15 protein-coding genes and 1 pseudogene are annotated in these 18,192 nt (G+C 73.2%); 10 read left to right on the forward strand and 6 right to left on the reverse strand.

What is annotated here, in order from left to right; all coding sequences use genetic code 11:
• The first annotated feature begins 32 nt into the window (after window positions 1-32).
• Together mycP and ACQPYA_RS29230 are read left to right on the forward strand one after the other, a co-directional pair.
• On the forward strand, window positions 33-1,337 hold the full coding sequence (mycP, locus tag ACQPYA_RS29225; RefSeq protein WP_433533676.1) for a type VII secretion-associated serine protease mycosin: 1,305 nt from the start codon (window positions 33-35) through the stop codon (window positions 1,335-1,337).
• Window positions 1,334-2,038 (forward strand): phosphatase PAP2 family protein, encoded by a 705-nt coding sequence (locus ACQPYA_RS29230; protein WP_433533677.1) that lies wholly within the window; start codon window positions 1,334-1,336, stop codon window positions 2,036-2,038. Before mycP ends, ACQPYA_RS29230 begins: the two co-directional genes overlap by 4 nt.
• Before the next feature lie 24 nt (window positions 2,039-2,062).
• Here ACQPYA_RS29230 and ACQPYA_RS29235 read toward each other — a convergent pair whose 3' ends face one another.
• The 6 genes from ACQPYA_RS29235 to ACQPYA_RS29260 form a co-directional block, all read right to left on the reverse strand.
• Complete coding sequence (locus tag ACQPYA_RS29235) at window positions 2,063-3,241, reverse strand: MarP family serine protease (RefSeq protein ID WP_433530220.1); 1,179 nt, start codon at window positions 3,239-3,241, stop codon at window positions 2,063-2,065.
• A 63-nt stretch (window positions 3,242-3,304) separates the two neighbouring features.
• A complete protein-coding gene (locus ACQPYA_RS29240; RefSeq protein WP_433530221.1) occupies window positions 3,305-3,997 on the reverse strand; it encodes an NUDIX hydrolase in 693 nt (230 codons plus the stop codon).
• Between the two features lie 66 nt (window positions 3,998-4,063).
• Window positions 4,064-4,678: a TlpA family protein disulfide reductase gene (locus ACQPYA_RS29245; RefSeq protein WP_433530222.1), complete on the reverse strand. Its 615-nt coding sequence runs from the start codon at window positions 4,676-4,678 to the stop codon at window positions 4,064-4,066.
• The gene (gene nth / locus ACQPYA_RS29250) at window positions 4,675-5,454 is read right to left on the reverse strand and encodes an endonuclease III (RefSeq protein ID WP_433530223.1); all 780 of its coding nucleotides are present in this window, start codon (window positions 5,452-5,454) and stop codon (window positions 4,675-4,677) included. Before nth ends, ACQPYA_RS29245 begins: the two co-directional genes overlap by 4 nt.
• Window positions 5,455-5,518: 64 nt before the next feature.
• Window positions 5,519-6,742, reverse strand: coding sequence for a CapA family protein (locus ACQPYA_RS29255; protein ID WP_433533678.1), 1,224 nt, complete (start codon window positions 6,740-6,742; stop codon window positions 5,519-5,521).
• Window positions 6,743-6,821: 79 nt separating this feature from the next.
• Window positions 6,822-7,481, reverse strand: a complete 660-nt coding sequence (locus ACQPYA_RS29260; protein ID WP_433530224.1) for an adenosylcobinamide amidohydrolase — start codon at window positions 7,479-7,481, stop codon at window positions 6,822-6,824.
• 218 nt (window positions 7,482-7,699) lie between these two features.
• Between ACQPYA_RS29260 and ACQPYA_RS29265 the strand changes: the two genes are divergently transcribed.
• From ACQPYA_RS29265 to ACQPYA_RS29300, 8 genes and pseudogenes are all read left to right on the forward strand, one after another.
• A complete protein-coding gene (locus tag ACQPYA_RS29265) occupies window positions 7,700-8,377 on the forward strand; it encodes a Crp/Fnr family transcriptional regulator (protein WP_013736306.1) in 678 nt (225 codons plus the stop codon).
• Between the two features lie 167 nt (window positions 8,378-8,544).
• Window positions 8,545-9,207, forward strand: a complete 663-nt coding sequence (locus ACQPYA_RS29270) for a TetR/AcrR family transcriptional regulator (protein WP_433530225.1) — start codon at window positions 8,545-8,547, stop codon at window positions 9,205-9,207.
• Between the two features lie 31 nt (window positions 9,208-9,238).
• Window positions 9,239-10,030 (forward strand): annotated as a pseudogene (locus ACQPYA_RS29275) (TIGR03084 family metal-binding protein); the annotation flags it as partial.
• A 190-nt stretch (window positions 10,031-10,220) separates the two neighbouring features.
• Entirely contained in the window at window positions 10,221-11,924 is a 1,704-nt protein-coding gene (locus ACQPYA_RS29280) for an acyclic terpene utilization AtuA family protein (RefSeq protein ID WP_433530226.1), read from the forward strand.
• Complete coding sequence (locus ACQPYA_RS29285) at window positions 11,921-13,201, forward strand: acyl-CoA dehydrogenase family protein (protein ID WP_433530227.1); 1,281 nt, start codon at window positions 11,921-11,923, stop codon at window positions 13,199-13,201. Before ACQPYA_RS29280 ends, ACQPYA_RS29285 begins: the two co-directional genes overlap by 4 nt.
• On the forward strand, window positions 13,198-14,799 hold the full coding sequence (locus ACQPYA_RS29290) for an acyl-CoA carboxylase subunit beta (protein WP_433530228.1): 1,602 nt from the start codon (window positions 13,198-13,200) through the stop codon (window positions 14,797-14,799). The genes ACQPYA_RS29285 and ACQPYA_RS29290 overlap by 4 nt, the downstream gene beginning before the upstream one ends.
• Before the next feature lie 12 nt (window positions 14,800-14,811).
• Complete coding sequence (locus tag ACQPYA_RS29295; protein ID WP_433530229.1) at window positions 14,812-16,866, forward strand: biotin carboxylase N-terminal domain-containing protein; 2,055 nt, start codon at window positions 14,812-14,814, stop codon at window positions 16,864-16,866.
• On the forward strand, window positions 16,863-18,053 hold the full coding sequence (locus ACQPYA_RS29300) for an acyl-CoA dehydrogenase family protein (protein ID WP_433530230.1): 1,191 nt from the start codon (window positions 16,863-16,865) through the stop codon (window positions 18,051-18,053). Before ACQPYA_RS29295 ends, ACQPYA_RS29300 begins: the two co-directional genes overlap by 4 nt.
• The last annotated feature ends 139 nt before the right edge of the window (window positions 18,054-18,192 follow it).

The following is an 18,192-nucleotide window of genomic DNA, read 5'->3' on the forward strand; positions in this document are numbered from 1 at the left end:
TCCTGCGACGAACGGCTGAGAATGTGACCAGGGTGCGGCACGGTGGCCCGCCAGGGCCCCGAGGGTTCGCGCACCGCGCGCTGCTCGCGGCGGCGGCTGCCGCGCTGTCGGCTGCCGTCGTGGTCGTTCCCGCCGCCGCCGTCCCGGTTTCCCCGTCCGCCTTCGGCGTCCCGGTGGCCTACGCGCCCGGTGACGCTACCGACCGCGCCGACCAGGTCCGCGACGAACAGTGGCAGATCGACAAGCTGGGTGCCAGGACCGCGTGGCGCACGTCGACCGGGCGCGGTGTGGTGGTCGCCGTCATCGACTCCGGGGTGGACGGTTCACACCCGGATCTGGCCGGGCAGGTGCTGCCCGGCATCGACCTGGTCAGTCCCGGTGGGGCGGCCGAGCCGGATCCGGTCGGTCACGGCACCACGGTGGCCGGCCTGATCGCCGGACGCAACGACGACCGTCAGGGCGTGGTGGGGCTGGCACCGGATGCCCGGATCCTGCCGGTGCGGGTCCTCGACGAGGAGAACCGCTACGACGACGCGCTGATCGTCGCCCAGGGCGTACGGTGGGCGGTCGACAACGGCGCCCAGGTGATCAACCTGTCGCTCGGCGGCAGCGGCGACAGTGCCGCCCTGGCCGCGGCCATCGACTACGCCTTCGCCCGCGACGTGGTGGTGGTCGCCTGCACGGGCAACCTCGCCACCTCGCCCGACGCCAAGGTCTGGTACCCGGCCCGGGAGCCGGGCGTGATCGCGGTCTCCGGGCTGGAACGCAACAGCGACAACCTGTGGAGCGGCGCGATCACCGGCCGAGCCACCATCCTCACCGCCCCCGCCAGCGGTCTCGTCGGCGCGCGTCCGCCCGGCGGGTACTGGCGGGTGCAGGGCACCAGCTTCGCCGCGCCGCTGGTCGCCGCCACCGCGGCCCTGGTCCGGTCCCGCTATCCGCAACTCTCCGCCGGGGACGTGGTGAACCGGCTGCTGGCCACCGCCAAGGACATCGGCCCCACCGGCCGGGACGACCGGTTCGGCTACGGCCTGGTCGACCCGGTCGCGGCGCTGACCGCGGACGTGCCGCTGGTGTACGACAACCCGCTGGACAACAACGACTCGCCGGGCGTGAGCGGCTTCGGCCCGGCCCCCGGCTCGGCGCAGGCGAACGACGCGGACGCCGAGCAGCTCGGCCTGACCGGGACGCAGCAGGAGACCCAGTGGCGGGCCCGGGCCGCCGGTGCGCAGGACGACGCCGCCACGGAGCGGCTCTGGGTCGGCTCGGCGATCCTGGTCGCGCTGCTCACCGGGGCGGCGCTCATGGTGCGCCGGTTCCGGCAGTCGTACCACTGACCGGACCGGCCGCCCCACTGCACCCGGACGGCCCGGGGCTGCGGCCCGTTCTCCCCGGTCTACTGACGCTCGTGCCGTTCACGCTGCTCGCGGCCCTGGTGCTGGGCGGCTGGCCGCCGCTGCGCCGGCTCGACGTGGCGGTGACCGGGCACCTGCACCGGTACGCCCTCGACCATCCGGCCTGGGTCCGGGTGATGAGCGTCTGGACCGACACCTTCGCGCCGATGCCGTTGCGCGCCGCGGCGCTGGTCCTGGTGATCTGGCTGGCCCACCGGGGTGCCCGCCGGCTCGCCGGCTGGGTCACCGCGACCATGGTGCTCGGTGGCCTGCTCGGGCCACTGCTCAAGCTGCTCGTCGGCCGGGTCCGGCCGGAGCTGCCCGATCCCGTGGCGCAGGCGCCCGGCCTGGCCTTTCCTTCGGGGCACGCGCTGAACGCGACGCTCGCCGCCGGGGTCCTCGTGGTGGTCTTCCTGCCCCGGAGCGGGACGCCGGCCGGCACCGGCCAGCCCGGGACCCGCGCCCGGTCGACGGTCCGGGCGGCGGTGTGGCTCGGTGCCCTGCTGCTCGCCCTGGTGACCGGGTTCAGCCGGGTCGCCCTCGGCGTGCACTGGACCAGTGACGTGCTCGCCGGATGGCTGCTCGGGGTGGCGGTGGTCGTCACCGCCGCCCGCGCCGGCCGGACCCGGCCGGCGCCCCGGTGACGGCCAGCTGCACCGGTGTGACGGTCAGGTGCATTCGCCGGTGCCGACGCCACGGGTACGCTGCGCGCCCTCCAGCGCCACCGGGCGCGCCTCGGCGGCGGTCACTGCGAAACCGGTGTTCGGGTCGCCGGCCGCCGCCGCGAAGATCACCCCGAGCACCAGGCCGTTCGAGGAGACCAGCGGCCCGCCGGAGTTGCCGCTGCGCACCAGCGCCCGGATCGTGTAGATCTCCCGGGTCACGCTTGCCGAGGAGTAGATGTCCGGCCCGGTGATCCGGTCGACGTCGCGGACCCGCGCCGACTGGGCGTTGTACGGTCCGTCCAGCGGGAAGCCGAGCACGATGGCGTCCGCGCCGGTCGCCGCGTTGCCGGCGGCGAACCGCATCGACGGGCCGGGCAGCCCGGGCACGTACAGCACGGCCAGGTCGCGGTCCGGGTCGTAGACGACGACCTCGCCCTCGTACCGGTCGCCGCGCATCTCCACGGCGACCGTACGGGTGCCGGCCACCACGTGCGCGTTGGTCATCACCCGGTCGTCCGCGTACACGAAGCCGGAGCCCTCGATCCGCCGGGAACAGCTCGGGGCCGAGCCGAGCACCTTGACCACCGAACGCTGGCCGTTGGTCACCACCTCGGAACCGGCGAGCGCCGGGTCGGGCGGCTCGACCTGCCGGGCCTGGGTACGCCGCAGGCCGTCGAAGACGTCCGGGAAGCCATCGGTGTCGACGGTGTCCCGCAGCGCGGTGGAGAGCTGCTGGGCCTGGTCGGGCAGCACCTGGTCGACCACGTTGAGCAGCGCGCTGCTGCGCACCGAGGCGGCGAGCCAGGGCAGCGAGGAGGAACCGAGCGGCACCGCCACCAGCCAGGCGACCAGGAGCACCGCGAAGAGCGAGACGAACGCGCCGCCGACGTCGTCGACCCGCCGCCCCACGTCACTGGCGATCGTGCGGCGCAGGTGGGAGCCGAGCCAGCCGGCGAGGGCCTGGCCGACCACGGCCAGGCCGAAGATGGCGACCAGTGCGATCAGCACCCGGGTGCCGCTGTCGACGAACTGCTGCGCGAACAGCGGCCCGATCTGGAGGCCGATCAGGGCGCCGAGGAAGAACCCGGAGAACGACAGCACCCCGATGACGAACCCCTGTCGGTATCCGCTGATCGCGAACACGAGCATGAGCAACAGCAGTACGAGATCCACGGCCGACACGGCTCAAGCGTACGGGCCGCAGGCTCGCGGGATGGCGATCGCTTGCGGAAGGTGACCGTGTGGTCAGCGGACAGCGCTCTCGTCGACCTCGTCGGTGCCGGCTGACGGAGCGGGGGACGTCCCGGTCGGCGGAAGATCGATCACCCGGTCGCGGGGCCACGGCCGGCTCCAGCCGCCCATCTCCAGCACCCCGGCCAGCACCCCGGCGGTGAAGCCCCAGACCAGCATCCCCCGGACGGAGAACGCGGGCCCGATCCAGCCGCTCGAATGGCGTACCCGGACGCGGTTTCCCGGGTCGACCAGCTCGGCGATCGGCATCCGGGCGACGTGCGCCACCTCGGCCGGCTCCCGGGGGTGCACCGGGTGCGGCGCGTGCCACCAGGCGAGCACCGGGGTGACCACGAAGTCGCTGACCGGGATCCAGAGCCTCGGCAGCTGCGCCAGGACGGTGACGCTGACCGGGTCGAGGCCGACCTCCTCGTTCGCCTCGCGCAGCGCGGTCGCGGCGGCGTCGGCGTCCTCCGGGTCGGCGGCCCCACCGGGAAACGCCGGCTGGCCGGCGTGGTTGCGCAGGGTGGCTGCCCGCTGGAGGACCAGCACGTCCGGCCCGGTGCCGGCATCCTCGCCGAGCAGCACCAGCACGGCGCTTTCCCGGCCGCCGCGCTCTGGCGTGACCAGCTGGGTGAAGTCCTCGGTACGCGCGGAGCCGAGCCGATCAAGCAGCGGCTCGATCCAGGCCGGCGGCTGCCGGCTCACGTCAGCCCGTTTCTCGCGCTCACGCCGCCACGCTACTGAGCCCAACGGCTCGCTCGCCACGCTCACTCACGCCGCAACCGTCAGCCCGAGATGCTGCTGGACAAGCTCGGCGAGCTGGGCGTCGTCGAGGGCGCCGGAGGTGTCGACGTGCCGGATCCGGCCCCCGGCGTCCACGAACACGGTCATCGGCACGAACTTGCGGCGCAGCGCACGCTGCACCGCCTCGCCCTGGTCGACCAGCATCGGGAACCGTACGCCGAAGTCCTCGCCGATGGCCTGGGCGGCCTCACGGCTGTCCCGGCTGTTCACCCCGATCACCCGCAGCTGCCCCTCGGCGCGCTCGCTGAGCCGCTGCAAGGCGGGCAGTTCCTTGCGGCAGGGCGGGCACCAGGAGGCCCAGATGTTGACCACCGCCGGGCCGCGCACGTCCCGCAGGGCGACCTGGGCCCCGCCGGTGAAGCAGGTGAGGGTCAGCTCGGGCAGCAGTTCACCACCGGCGGCATCCTCCGCCGCGCCGGCAGCGGCCGGGGCGGCGGTGAGGGCGGTGCAGTCCTGGAACGGCGACGGCCGGCCGGCGGCTGCCTCCGGACGGGTGGGCGTAGGCGCCTCGGTGCCGGCCGTGCAGGCCGTGGTGACCAGCAGCAACAGTGGCACGGAGAGCAGGGCGAGCCGGCGGGTCACGGCACCTCCGCCTGGACGGCCTGCACCGGCACCAGCTCCGGATCGACTCCGGCGGCCACCGCCAGGTCGCGGGCCCGGGGACCCTTGAGCAGCTTGGCCGCGGCGGCCGGCTCGGTCGGCCCGATGCCGTACGACGGGCAGAGCTTCGTCAGCGTGCACGCCCCGCAGGCGGGCTTTCGGGCGTGGCAGACCCGGCGGCCGTGGAAGATGATCCGGTGCGACAGCATGGTCCAGTCGCGCTTCGGGAACATCGCCCCGATCTCATGCTCGATCTTGACCGGGTCGGTCTCGGTGGTCAGCCGCCAGCGCTGCACCAGCCGCTGGAAGTGCGTGTCGACGGTGATGCCGGGGACGTCGAAGGCGTTGCCGAGGATGACGTTGGCGGTCTTGCGACCGATCCCGGGCAGCGTCACCAGGTCGACCAGCCGTCCGGGGACCCGGCCGTCGTAGCGCTCGACGAGGGCCTGGCCGAGCTGGATCAGCGAGTTGGTCTTGTTGCGGTAGAAGCCGGTGGGGCGGATCAACTCCTCCATCTCGGCCCGGTCCGCTCCGGCGTAGTCGGCGGCGGTCGGATAGCGGGCGAAGAGCTTCGGGGTGACCTCGTTGACCTTCTTGTCCGTGCACTGGGCCGAGAGGATCGTGGCGACGGCCAGTTCCAACGGATTGGTGTGGTTGAGTTCACAGTGCGCGTCGGGATGCGTCTCGGCCAGCACCCGGCCGATCCGCCGGGCCCGACGGGTCCGCCCGAGGTCGGTCTCGGTGGCACTTCTGGTCACGACGGCCAGCCTACGTCGTCGGGCCGACACTTCCGCCGGCCCATGCGTCCGGGCCGGGTTCGGCTCAGTCCTGGTCCGGCGGGCTGATCTTTCCGGCGTCGGTGAACCGGGCGCCGCTGTCCGGGAAATCGAGCTTGGTGAGGTCCCGGAGCAGCCCGAGGCCGCGATCGTCGGAGTCCATCGTCGGCTTGCGGTTGCCATCCATGTAGGTGGAGGTGAACGAGCCGCCGCCCCAGCTGCCGTCCGCCCTGAGCGACACCTTGAGCACCCCACCCCAGCCGAGCCGGCCGGTGTTGCTCAGCGAGTTGCCGCCCCCGGCGAAATTGCCCAGGCTGTACGCGATCAGTCGGCCCTGGTAGAACTCCATGCCGCGCAGCACGTGCGGACCGTGCCCGACGACCAGGTCGGCACCGGAATCGATCATCGCCCGGGAGAACTTGATCGGGTCGCCCCGGTTCTCGCCGAGGAACATCTCGGTGCCCGGCCGCACCCGCGTCATTTCCGACCCCTCGGCCCCCATGTGCACCTGCACCACGACGATGTCGGCCTGGTCGGCGGCCTTTTCGATCACCTTCTTCGCGGCCGGGATGTCGACCAGGCTGTTCGACCAGCGGTACGACGAGAAGCCGGCGACCGCCACCTTGACGCCCTTGACGTCGACCACGGTGATCTGGTCGGGTGCGCCGGTGTGCGCGAGGCCGTGCTCCTCCAGCGCCTTCTGGGTGTTCTCGTACCCCTTCGGCCCGAAGTCGTAGCCGTGGTTGTTGGCCTGGTTGAGCAGGTCGAAGCCGGCGTCGGCGAGATGTGCGGCGTACTCCGGCGGCGCCCGGAACTGGAAGCAGCGGGTGGAGTTGGCCCCGCACTTGCCGGTGCCGGTGTCCACCGTCAACGGCTCTTCCAGGTTGCCCATCACCAGGTCGGCGGCGAGCGCCTTCTTGACCGAGTCGAAGAAGCCCTTGCCGTTGTTGGGCGGCATCCGGTTGGGTGCCATGGCCATGACGATGTCGCCGGTGGCGGAGAGGGAGATCGTCTTGACCTCGGGCGCCTTCGACTCGACCGGCGCGCCGGTGCCACCGCCACCCGTCCCGGGCTGCCAGATCGGCCCCTCGCCGGAGTCGGCGCAGCCGGCGAGGAGAAGGGCGACGAGCAACGCACCGAGCGCGGCCACGCCACGGCGGCGCGGCCGGGCCAGAGCGTGGCGGCGCGGCGGCGCGACAGCGTCGCGGCGCGGCGGCGCCACATTGTCGCGGCGCGGTCCGGCCACACTGTGGCGGCGCGGTCGGGGCACGAGGGGGGCGGCAGCATACATCGTCGGCGACCCTACCGGGCGGGTAACGCCGCCACGACCGCCGATCGGCCGGGGAGTTTCAGCCCGGGAGCCGATCCGACCATGGGACGGTGCCGGTCCCGACCGCCAGCACGCCAGCGTGCACTGCCCGGGCCAGCGGCGCTCCCCAGGTGGACCGCGGTCCGCCGTAGGCGCAGGCCGGCCCGTCCGGTGGGCAGAGAATGGTGACCGCGTCGGTCGGGGTGCCGGTGCCGGGCAGCCCCAGCTCGGTGATGGCCTGGGCCTTCGCCTCGGTGGCCGTGGCCACCGCGTTGACCAGCGCCGCGTCGCCGAGCCGAGCCGGCACGTACGCCACGATGTTGACGGTGCCGACCCGCTGCGCCGGGGCCGGCCCGGCGGGCGCCGCCGCGGGGATCGGGGTGCCCAGGCCGACGGTGGCCCAGACCTGCACGCCGGTGTCGGTCCGTGTCACCACCTCACCGACGTCGACGCCGGTCAGCAGGCCCACCCCGGGACCGTCGAGGCCGAGCCGGCGGGCCAGCTCGGCCAGGTGGTCGGCGGGATCGTCCCGGTCGTACGACATCGGCACGGTCGCGTTCAGCACCCACCGCCGTACGCCGATCCCACCGCCCAGCGGCGCGGTGCTGACCGCCAGCAGCGGACGCCCGAGCCGCCACACGAGCAGCGGAATGTCCCGCCCATCCTCGCGGCGGCGGGTCAGCAGGGGCTCGCTCGGCACGCCGTGACCCTACGGCCACCCTACGGCCGGTCGGCACCGGCCCGGACGGGCGCGCGATCTTACTGGCTGATCACGACGGACACGTTACGCCCAACGATCAAGATTCCAGGGGTGCACCTCCGATTCCTGCTCACGTGCGCCTAGACTGGTCGGCGCGCGAGGGATCAGCGGACGGCGGACCCGGCCGAGAAGACGGCACGCGCAACCGGAGGTGCGCGATGGACGAGGTACTGGCCCGCAGCGGGATCTTCCAGGGGGTCGACCCGGAGGCTGCCGAGGCGCTCGCCAAGGAGATGGAGACGATCGAGGTCCGCAAGGGCGAGGTCGTCTTCAACGAGGGCGAGCCCGGCGACAGCCTCTACATTCTGCTGTCCGGCAAGATCAAAGTCGGCCGCCGGGCGGCTGACGGCCGGCAGAACCTGATCGCGGTGATGGGCCCGTCGGACATGGTCGGCGAGCTGTCGCTCTTCGACCCGGGCCCGCGTACGGCGACCGCCACCGCGGTCACCGACAGTCGTCTGGCCCGGCTGCGCAAGCAGGCACTGCGGCCGTGGCTGAACAACCGGCCGGAGATCGCCGAGCAACTGCTCCGGGTGCTCGCCCGCCGGCTGCGCCGGACCAACGACGCGCTGGCCGATCTGATCTTCACGGACGTGCCCGGCCGGGTCGCCAAGAACCTGCTCCAGATGGCCGGCCGCTTCGGCACCCGGGACGGCGGCGTGCTGCGGGTGACGCACGATCTGACCCAGGAGGAGATCGCCCAGCTCGTCGGCGCCTCCCGGGAGACGGTCAACAAGGCCCTCGCCGACTTCGCCTCGCGGGGCTGGCTCCGCCTGGACGGCAAGAGCATCATCATCCTCGACCCGGAGCGCCTGGCCCGCCGCGCGCGGGTCTGACACCCGCCGGCGGGTCCCAGCGTCAATCTGCCCAGCGTCGGTCTGCTCAACGCCGCATCGCCCCGATGCTGGTGGCGGCGAAAATCTTCCGCTCGGCCGCAGCCCATATGTGCGGGCAATAAAAAGTCAGTCTTGACTGTTTGTTTTCCGGACGGCAGGCTGTGCCCGTGCCCACCGCATCGACCCGCGTCCCTCAACAGGAGCGCAGCCGCGCCACCCAGGCCCGGCTGCTGGAGGCGACCGTCGAGTGCCTGGTCGAGCATGGCTGGTCGGGCACCACCACGACCATCGTGGCGGCCCGGGCCGGTGTCTCGCGCGGTGCCCAGCTGCATCACTACCCGACCAGGACGGCGCTGGTCACCGCCGCCGTGATCCACCTCACCGAACGCCGAGCGGCGGAGCTGCGCGCCGAGGCCGACGCCCTGCCGGCCGGCCCCCGCCGGCTGGACGGGGTGGTCGACCTGCTCGCCGCCGCCTTCACCGGCCCGCTCTTCGTTGCGGCCCTGGAGCTGTGGGTGGCCGCCCGCACCGACGCCGAGCTGCGCGCCGCCCTGCTGCCGCTGGAAACCCGGGTCGGCCGCGAGATGCACCGGCTGACCGTCGAGCTGCTCGGCGTGGACGAGCGCCGGCCGGGCGTACGCGAGGCGGTGCAGGCCACCCTCGACCTGCTTCGCGGGCTCGGCGTGGCCAACCTGCTCAGCGACGACTCGGTCCGCCGGGCCGCCCTGCTGCACGTCTGGAAACGCCAGCTCGCCACCCTGCTCACCCCCGTGACCGATCCGCCGGCAGCCACCCCCGCCGACGGCGGGCCCGCCGGAGATCGGCGCTGACCCTGACCGGCTCATCCCGCCCGGAGGCACCATGGTCGACCCGACCGTACTGCTCGTGGATCTGGCCGCCGAGTCCGAGCAGCTCGACGCGCTCGTCGCGGGGCTGCCGCCGCAGGAGTGGGAGCGCCCGACGCCGGCCCCGGGCTGGACGATCGCCCACCAGATCGCCCACCTGGCCTGGACCGACCACGTGGCGCAGCTCGCCGCGGCCGACGCCGGGGCGTTCCACGCCTCGATCGCCTCCGCGCCGGACCCGTCCCGGCTGGTCGAAGACGGCGCGGAGTCGTTTCTCGCCCCGCCGGCCGCGTTGCTGGCCCGCTGGCGGGCCGGTCGCTCGGCGCTCGCCGCCACCCTCGCCGCCGCTCCGGCCGGGCAGAAACTGCCCTGGTACGGCACCCGGATGTCACCGGCTTCGATGGTGACCGCACGGATCATGGAAACCTGGGCGCACGGTGAGGACGTCGCCGACGCGCTCGGCGTCTCCCGTCCCGCCACCGACCGGCTACGGCACGTCGCGTACCTCGGCGTCCGTACCCTCGGGCACAGTTTCGCCGCGCACGGCCGCGCGGTGCCGACGGTGCCGGTCCGGGTGGAGCTGGTGGCCCCGCACGCCGACGGCGGGAAGTGGGCCTTCGGCCCGGCGGACGCGGCCGACCGGGTGACCGGTCCGGCGCTCGACTTCTGCCTGCTCGTCACCCAGCGCCGGCACCGCGCCGACCTGGCCCTGGTCGCCACCGGCCCGATCGCCGACGGGTGGCTCGACGTGGCGCAGGCGTTCGCCGGCCCACCCGGCACCGGCCGGGCCCCACGCGCAGCCACCGCCACGCAAGCAGACACCGCCGCGCAGGCAGGTACCGCCGCGCAGCCGGACGCCGCGCAGACCGGCGCCGCCGCGGGCGGCGAGCCCGCCGCCAGGTTGCCGGCATGAGCCCGCGCGCCATCATGAGCGAGCGACTCATCGCGCTCAGTGCGGTGGTGCCTCATAGCGGCACGCAGCGAAGCGAAGGGCCGTCATGAGCGAGGTGCTCCGGGTCGGCAACGCCTCCGGCTTCTACGGCGACCGCTTCTCCGCCTGGCGGGAGATGCTCGACGGCGGCGAGTTGGACGTGCTCACCGGCGACTACCTGGCCGAGCTGACCATGCTGATCCTCGGGCGGGACCGGATGCGCGATCCCGACCTCGGGTACGCGAGGACCTTCCTCCGGCAGTTGGAGGGCACGCTGGGCAGCGCGCTCGACCGTAGGGTCACGCTGGTCACCAACGCCGGCGGACTCAACCCCGCCGGGCTGGCCGCCGCGATCCGCGCACTCGCCGACCGGCTCGGCCTCCCCGTCCGGATCGGGTACGTCGAGGGCGACGCGCTGGCCCGACCCGACGCGCTCACCGCGAACGCGTATCTCGGTGCGTTCGGCATCGCCGCCTGCCTCGACGCCGGGGCGGACGTGGTGGTCACCGGTCGGGTCACCGACGCCTCCCTCGCCGTCGGCCCGGCCATCGCCCGCTTCGGCTGGGGCCGCGGCGACCTGGACGCGCTGGCCGGCGCCACCGTTGCCGGTCACCTGATCGAGTGCGGGGCACAGGTCACCGGCGGCAACTTCAGCTTCTTCACCGAACTGCCCGACGGCGGGCGCCGGCCGGGTTTCCCGATCGCCGAGATCCACCCCGACGGCTCGTCGGTGCTGACCAAGCACGCCGGCACCGGCGGCGCGGTCACCGTCGAGACGGTCACCGCCCAGCTGTTGTACGAGGTGGGCGGGCCCGCGTACCTCGGGCCGGACGTGGTGACCCGGCTGGACACGGTGCGGCTGGACCAGGACGGCCCGGACCGGGTACGCGTCAGCGGGGTGCGCGGCACACCGCCGCCCGACACGCTCAAGGTCGGCATCAACAACCTCGGCGGCTTCCGCAACTCGATGACGTTCGTGCTCTGCGGGCTGGACATCCCGGCCAAGGCCACCCTGGTCTGCGCGCAGTTAGAGGAGGCGGTCGGCAGGGAGGGGCTGGAGTTCACGCTGGCCCGTACCGACCACCCGGACGCCACCGACACCGAGACGGCGAGCGCTCTGCTGCACGTACACCTGCGCGACGGCGACCAGGCGCGGGCCGGGCGGGCGTTCTCGGCGGCCGCGGTGGAGCTGGCGCTGGCCTCCTACCCGGGCTGCACGCTGACCACGCTGCCCGGCGACGCCACCCCGTACGGCGTCTTCACCGCCGACACCGTGCCGCAGGACGCGGTCGCGCAGGTCGCCGTGCTGCCGGACGGCACCCGGATGCCGATCGCCCCGCCACCGTCGACATGTTTGGAGGGGCCCCCTATACAACACCAGGCGTTAACAGGGGGCCCCTCCTTACATCCGAGTCGGCGGGGGGCGTTGGGTGAGTTGGTGGGGGCGCGCTCGGGGGACAAGGGCGGCGACGCGAACCTCGGCGTCTGGGCGCGTACGGACGCGACCTGGGCGTGGCTACGCGGCTGGCTCACCGTGGCGCGGCTGGCCGAGCTGCTGCCGGAGACGGCTCCGCTGACCGTGCGGCGGTACGAGCTGCCGAACCTACGGGCGGTCAACTTCGTGATCGAGAGGCTGCTCGGACCGGGGGTGGCCGCCTCCACCCGGTTCGATCCGCAGGCCAAGGCGCTCGGCGAACTGCTTCGCGCCCAGGTGGTGGACCTGCCGGCGGAGCTGGCCCCGGGACCGGATGACCGGGAGGAGAAGCGGTGACCATCGTGGACACTCCCGAGCGGCGGCAGTTGCGTGAGCTGACCCGGGCCTTCGTGACCAGGGAGGTCCTGCCGCACCTGGCCGACTGGGAGCGGGCCGGCGAGGTCCCGCGCGAGCTGCATGCCACCGCCGCGAAGATCGGCCTGCTCGGCGTCGGTTTTCCCGAGTCGGTCGGCGGCAGCGGCGGTGACCTGCTCGACTCGATCATCGTCACCGAGGAGATCATCCGATCCGGCGGGTCGTCCGGGCTCGTCGCCGCCCTCTTCACGCACGGCATCGCGCTGCCGCACATGGTGGCCGCGGCCGGCGGCCGGCTGGGCGGCACGCTCGGCAACCGGCTCGTCGGCACCGAAGGCGCCGAAAGCCTCGGGAACCCGGGAGGCACCGGGAGCCCGGCAGGCTTCGGGGGCCCGGCAAGCACCGGAAGCCCAGGAAACCTCGGGAGCGCCGACGACCTGATCGACCGGTACGTCCGGCCCACGCTGGCCGGCACGATGATCGGTGCTCTGGCGATCACCGAGCCGGACACCGGCTCCGACGTGGCGAGCATTCGCACCCATGCCCGCCTCGACGGCGACCACTACGTGGTCAACGGGGCGAAGACATACATCACCAGCGGCGTGCGGGCGGACTTCGTGACCACGGCGGTCTGCACCGGCCGGCCGGGCAGCGGTGCGCTGAGCCTGCTGGTGATCGACAAGGGCACGCCCGGGTTCACCGTCGGGCGGCGGCTGGAGAAGTTGGGCTGGCACTGCTCGGACACCGCCGAACTCTCCCTCGTCGACGTACGCGTGCCGGTGGCGAACCGGATCGGCGAGGAGGAGACCGCCTTCCTCGCGATCATGCAGCAGTTCGCCACCGAACGGCTCTCGCTGGCCACCCAGGCGTACGCCATCGCGCAGCGCTGCGTCGACCTGGCCGTGACCTGGTGCCGGGACCGGTCCACCTTCGGCCGACCGCTGGCCAGCCGGCAACTGGTCCGGCACCGGCTGGCCGAGATGCACACCCGCGCCGAGGCGGCCCGGGCGTACGTGCACCAGGTCGCCGCCCGCGTCGTCGCCGGTGAGCCGGTGGTGACCGAGGTGGCGATGGCGAAGAACGTGGCCGTGGCCGCCAGCGACTGGGTCGTCGACCAGGCCCTGCAACTGCACGGCGGGTTCGGCTACCTCCGCGATGCCGAGGTGGAGCGGCACTACCGGGACGCCCGGATCCTCGGCATCGGCGGCGGCACCACCGAGATCATGAACGAGATCGTCGCGAAGGGCATCGGCCTATGACCACACTGGAGAGCACGGTCGACTCCGGCGCGCCGGCCCAGCGGGCCAATCGGGAGGCGCTGCTGGAGCGCATCGCCGAGCTGGACGCCGCGCTCGACACCGCGCGGGCGGGCGGCGGCGAGAAGTACGTGGCCCGGCACCACCAGCGCGGCAAGCTGCTGCCCCGGGAACGCATCGAACTTCTGCTGGATGCGGACAGCCCGTTCCTGGAACTCTCGCCGGTCGCCGCGTACGGCACGGACTTCCCGGTCGGCGCCAGCGTGGTGACCGGGATCGGCGTGGTCGAGGGCGTGGAGTGCCTGATCGTCGCCAACGACCCGACCGTACGCGGCGGCGCGGTGAACCCCTGGTCGCTCGCCAAGACCCGGCGGGCCGGCGAGATCGCGCTGGCCAACCGGCTGCCGATGGTGAACCTGGTCGAGTCGGCCGGTGCGGACCTGCCCACCCAGGCGGAGATCTTCATCCCGGGCGGCCGGGTGTTCCGCGACCTGACCCGGCTCTCGGCCGAGAAGATCCCCACGGTCAGCGTGGTCTTCGGCAACGCCACCGCCGGCGGCGCGTACGTGCCCGGCATGTCGGACTTCACCATCATGATCCGGGACCGCTCGCAGGTCTACCTGGCCGGGCCGCCGCTGGTGAAGATGGCCACCGGGGAGGACGCCGACGACGAGTCGCTGGGCGGCGCGGCCATGCACGCCACGAAATCCGGACTGGCCGACTTCCTCGCTGCCGACGAGCGCGACGGCATCCGGCTGGCCCGGCAGTGCGTACGCCGGTTGAACTGGCGCAAGCAGGGCCCGTCGCCGCGCAACCCGCGCCCCCGGCCCCCGAAGTACGACCCGGAGGAGCTGCTCGGCATCGTCAGCGCCGACCTCAAGGTGCCGTTCGACCCGCGCGAGATCCTCGCCCGGGTGCTCGACGGCAGCGAGTTCGACGAGTTCAAGCCGGCCTACGGCACCGCGCTGGTCACCGGCTGGGGCGAGCTGCACGGGTACCCGGTCGGCGTACTCGCCAACGCCCGGGGCGTGCTGTTCAGCGCGGAGGCGCAGAAGGCCACCCAGTTCATCCAGCTGGCCAACGCCGCCGACACGCCACTGATCTTCCTCCAGAACACCACCGGCTACATGGTCGGCGCCGAGTACGAACAGCGCGGCATCATCAAGCACGGCGCACTGATGATCAATGCGGTGTCGAACTCGACCGTGCCGCACCTGACGGTGAACCTGGGCGCCTCGTACGGCGCGGGGAACTACGGCATGTGCGGGCGGGCGTACGAGCCCCGGTTCCTCTTCACCTGGCCGAACGCGAAATCGGCGGTGATGGGCCCGGCGCAGTTGGCCGGGGTGCTCTCCATCGTGGCCCGGCAGGCCGCCGCCGCCCGGGGTCGCGAGTTCGACGAGGACTCCGACGCGGCGATGCGGCTGATGGTCGAGCAGCAGGTCGAGTCCCAGTCCGGCGCGCTGTTCCTCTCCGGGCGGCTCTACGACGACGGGGTGATCGATCCCCGGGACACCCGTACCGTCCTCGGCCTCTGCCTGTCGGCCATCCACAACGCCCCGGTCAAGGGCACCGACGGCTTCGGCGTCTTCCGGGTCTAGGAGAGATCGCTCATGATCACGAGATTGCTGGTGGCCAACCGGGGGGAGATCGCCCGCCGGGTCTTCGCCACCTGCCGGGCGCTCGGCGTCGAGACGGTGGCCGTGCACTCCGACGCGGACACCGACGCGCCCTTCGTCGCCGAGGCCGACCAGGCGGTCCGCCTGCCGGGGAACACTCCCGCCGAGACGTACCTGCGGATCGAGCTGATCCTCGCTGCGGCCCGCAGGTCCGGCGCGGACGCCGTCCATCCGGGCTACGGCTTCCTCGCCGAGCACGCCGACTTCGCCGCGGCGGTGACCGATGCCGGCCTGACCTGGGTCGGCCCGCCGGCCAAGGCGATCGCCGCGATGGGCGACAAGCTGGCGGCGAAGGCGCTGCTGGCCGACGCGGGCGTGCCGATGCTGCCCAGTTGGACCGCCGAGGAGCAGGTCACCGACTTTCCGGTGCTGGTGAAGGCCGCCGCCGGGGGCGGTGGGCGCGGCATGCGGGTCGTCCGCGACGCCGCGGGGCTCGCCGAGGCGGTGGCGAGCGCGCGCCGCGAGGCGGCGTCGGCGTTCGGCGACGGCACGGTCTTCATCGAGCGGTACGTCGAGCGGGGCCGCCACGTCGAGGTGCAGATCGTCGGCGACCGGCACGGCACGATCGTGGCCCTGGGCGAGCGGGACTGCTCGATCCAGCGCCGGCACCAGAAAGTCGTCGAGGAGGCACCGGCATTGATCGCCCCGGAGCTGCGTGCGCGGCTGCACGAGGCGGCGGTGGCCGCCGGCCGGGCGGTCGACTACGTCGGCGCGGGCACGGTGGAGTTCCTGCTCGCGCCGGACGGCGAGTTCCACTTCCTGGAGATGAACACCCGCCTTCAGGTCGAGCATCCGGTCACCGAGGCGGTCACCGGCCTGGACCTGGTCCGGCTGCAACTGCTGGTCGCCGAGGGCGCGCCCGTGCCGCCGGGCACGCCGGTCACGCAGGGCCACGCGATCGAGGTACGCCTCTGCGCCGAGGACCCCGCCCAGGGATATCGGCCGGCGACGGGCGCCCTGCACCGGTTCACCGTGCCCGGGGTGGCCGGCGAGTTCACCCCGACTCAGGGCCTGCGGCTGGACTCCGGGGTGGTCGACGGCTCGACGGTGGGCGTCCACTACGACTCGATGCTGGCCAAGCTGATCGCCTGGGCACCCAGCCGCGCCGAGGCGGCCCGCGCCTTGGCCGGCGCGCTGGCCAGGGCCGAGTTGCACGGCGTGACCACGAACCGGGATCTGCTGGTCCGGGTGCTGCGCAGCCGGGAGTTCGGCGCGGGCAACATCGACACCGGTTTCCTGGATCGGCACCCCGAGGTTCTCGCCCCGCTGCTGCCGGCCGGTGAGCTACCCCTGGTCGTCCTGGCCGCCGCGCTGGCGTCGGCCGCTGCCCGCCGGGCCGCCGCGCCGGTGCTGGCGGGGCTGCCCTCGGGTTGGCGCAACGTGCCGGCGTTTCCGCAGTTCACACGCTTCACCGGGCCCGACAATGAGGAGATCGAGATCCGCTACCGGCTCGACCGGTCGGAAGCGCTCGCTGAGTGGTCCACCTGGTCTGATGTTGCCGGCAAACGCCGGGCCGCCCCAGAGGTAGCGCCGACCGCGAGTGGGCCCGGCGGTGACCCGGCCGCCGGGACGGACCCGGTGCCGGTCGTCGCCCTGGTCGAGGCCACCCCGGCGCGGGTGGTGCTCGACGTGGACGGGGTACGGCGGGTGTACGGCGTACACCGGGTGGGGTCGGCGGTCTTCGTGGACGGCCCGGCGGGGGCGGCGAGCCTGGTCGAGCTGCCCCGCTTCCCGCTGCCCACCGCGGAGCTGGCCGCCGGTTCGCTGCTCGCGCCGCTGCCCGGCGCGGTGACCCGGGTGCACGTCGAGGCCGGCCAGCGGGTCGCCGCCGGTGACCCGCTGCTGACCCTGGAAGCGATGAAACTCGAACACCCCGTGCTCGCCCCGACCGACGGCGTGGTCGCCGAACTGCCGGTACCGGCCGGCGGGCAGGTCGAGACGGGTGCCGTGCTGGCCGTGGTCACCCCCGTTGAGGAGGCATCGTCATGAACTTCGACCTGAGCCCGGAGCAGGAGCAACTCCGCGCCGCCGTCCGGGCGTTGGGCAGCCGGTACGGCCACCGCTACTTCGTGGCGAAGGCCAAGGCCGGCGAGCACACCACCGAGCTGTGGCACGACGCCGGCCGGCTCGGCTACCTCGGCGTCAACATCCCCACCGAGTACGGCGGCGGGGGCGGCGGCATCGCCGACCTGGCCATCGTCTGCGAGGAACTGGCCGCCGCCGGCAGCCCGCTGCTGCTGCTCGTGGTCTCCCCCGCCATCGCCGCCACCGTGATCAGCAAGCACGGCACCGAGGAGCAGCGCAAGCGCCACCTGCCCGGCCTGGCCGACGGCTCCGAGAAGATCGTCTTCGCGATCACCGAACCGGAGGCCGGCTCGAACTTCCACCGCCTCGGCACGACTGCCCGCCGCGACGGCGACGACTGGGTCGTCTCCGGCCACAAGTGCTACATCTCCGGCGTGGACGAGGCCGGCCACGTCCTGGTCGTGGCCCGGGTCGCCGACGAGAAGGACGGTGCCGGCGCGGCGGACGCCGCACCGCAGAAACTCAGGCCGGCGCTGTTCATCGTGCCGACCGACGCTCCCGGGCTGACCCGGTCCAAGCTGGACATGGAGATCCTGTCCCCGGAGAACCAGTTCCTGCTCTACCTCGACGAGGTACGGCTGCCCGCCGACGCCCTGGTCGGCGAGTCCCTGGACGCCGGCCTACCGGCCCTCTTCGCCGGCCTCAACCCCGAACGCATCACGGTCGCCGCGATGAGCGCCGGCACCGGCCGGTACGCGATCGAGCGAGCCTCCGAGTACACGGCCACCCGCTCGGTGTGGGGCGGGCGCACGATCGGCTCCCATCAGGGCGTGTCGCACCCGCTGGCGCACGCCGCCGTACAGGTGGAACTGGCCCGACTGATGATCCAGAAGGCGGCGGCCCTCTACGACGCCGGCCGCGACCTGGAGGCCGGCGTCGCCGGCAACATGGCCAAGTACGCTGCCGCCGACGCCGCCGCCCTCGCCGTCGACACGGCCGTCCAGGCCCTCGGCGGTGCCGGCATGACCACCGAGTACGGCGTGGCCACCCTGCTCGGCGCGGTACGAGCCGGCCGGATCGCCCCGGTCAGCCGCGAGATGATCCTCAACTTCGTCGCCCAACACGTCCTCAACCAGGACAAGTCGTACTGAGCGAGCGCCCCGAACGTGCCCAAGCCTTCCGACACTGTCGGCTGGCCGACACCGGACCAGAACGGCTGGGTGTTGCGACCTCCACAACGGTTCCCAATAATGACCTCTTACCCAAGGCGACTGATTGATCACACAGTGG

It is taken from the genome of Micromonospora sp. CA-263727, from assembly GCF_050942455.1.
Taxonomy (GTDB): Bacteria; Actinomycetota; Actinomycetes; order Mycobacteriales; family Micromonosporaceae; genus Micromonospora.

What these genes read in the sequence shown, in the direction of transcription:
- ACQPYA_RS29265 (WP_013736306.1), top strand. Translation starts at nt 7,700, where the DNA reads ATGGACGAGGTACTGGCCCGCAGCGGGATCTTCCAGGGGGTCGACCCG.
- ACQPYA_RS29280 (WP_433530226.1), top strand. Translation starts at nt 10,221, where the DNA reads ATGAGCGAGGTGCTCCGGGTCGGCAACGCCTCCGGCTTCTACGGCGAC.
- ACQPYA_RS29290 (WP_433530228.1), top strand. Translation starts at nt 13,198, where the DNA reads ATGACCACACTGGAGAGCACGGTCGACTCCGGCGCGCCGGCCCAGCGG.
- ACQPYA_RS29295 (WP_433530229.1), top strand. Translation starts at nt 14,812, where the DNA reads ATGATCACGAGATTGCTGGTGGCCAACCGGGGGGAGATCGCCCGCCGG.
- ACQPYA_RS29300 (WP_433530230.1), top strand. Translation starts at nt 16,863, where the DNA reads ATGAACTTCGACCTGAGCCCGGAGCAGGAGCAACTCCGCGCCGCCGTC.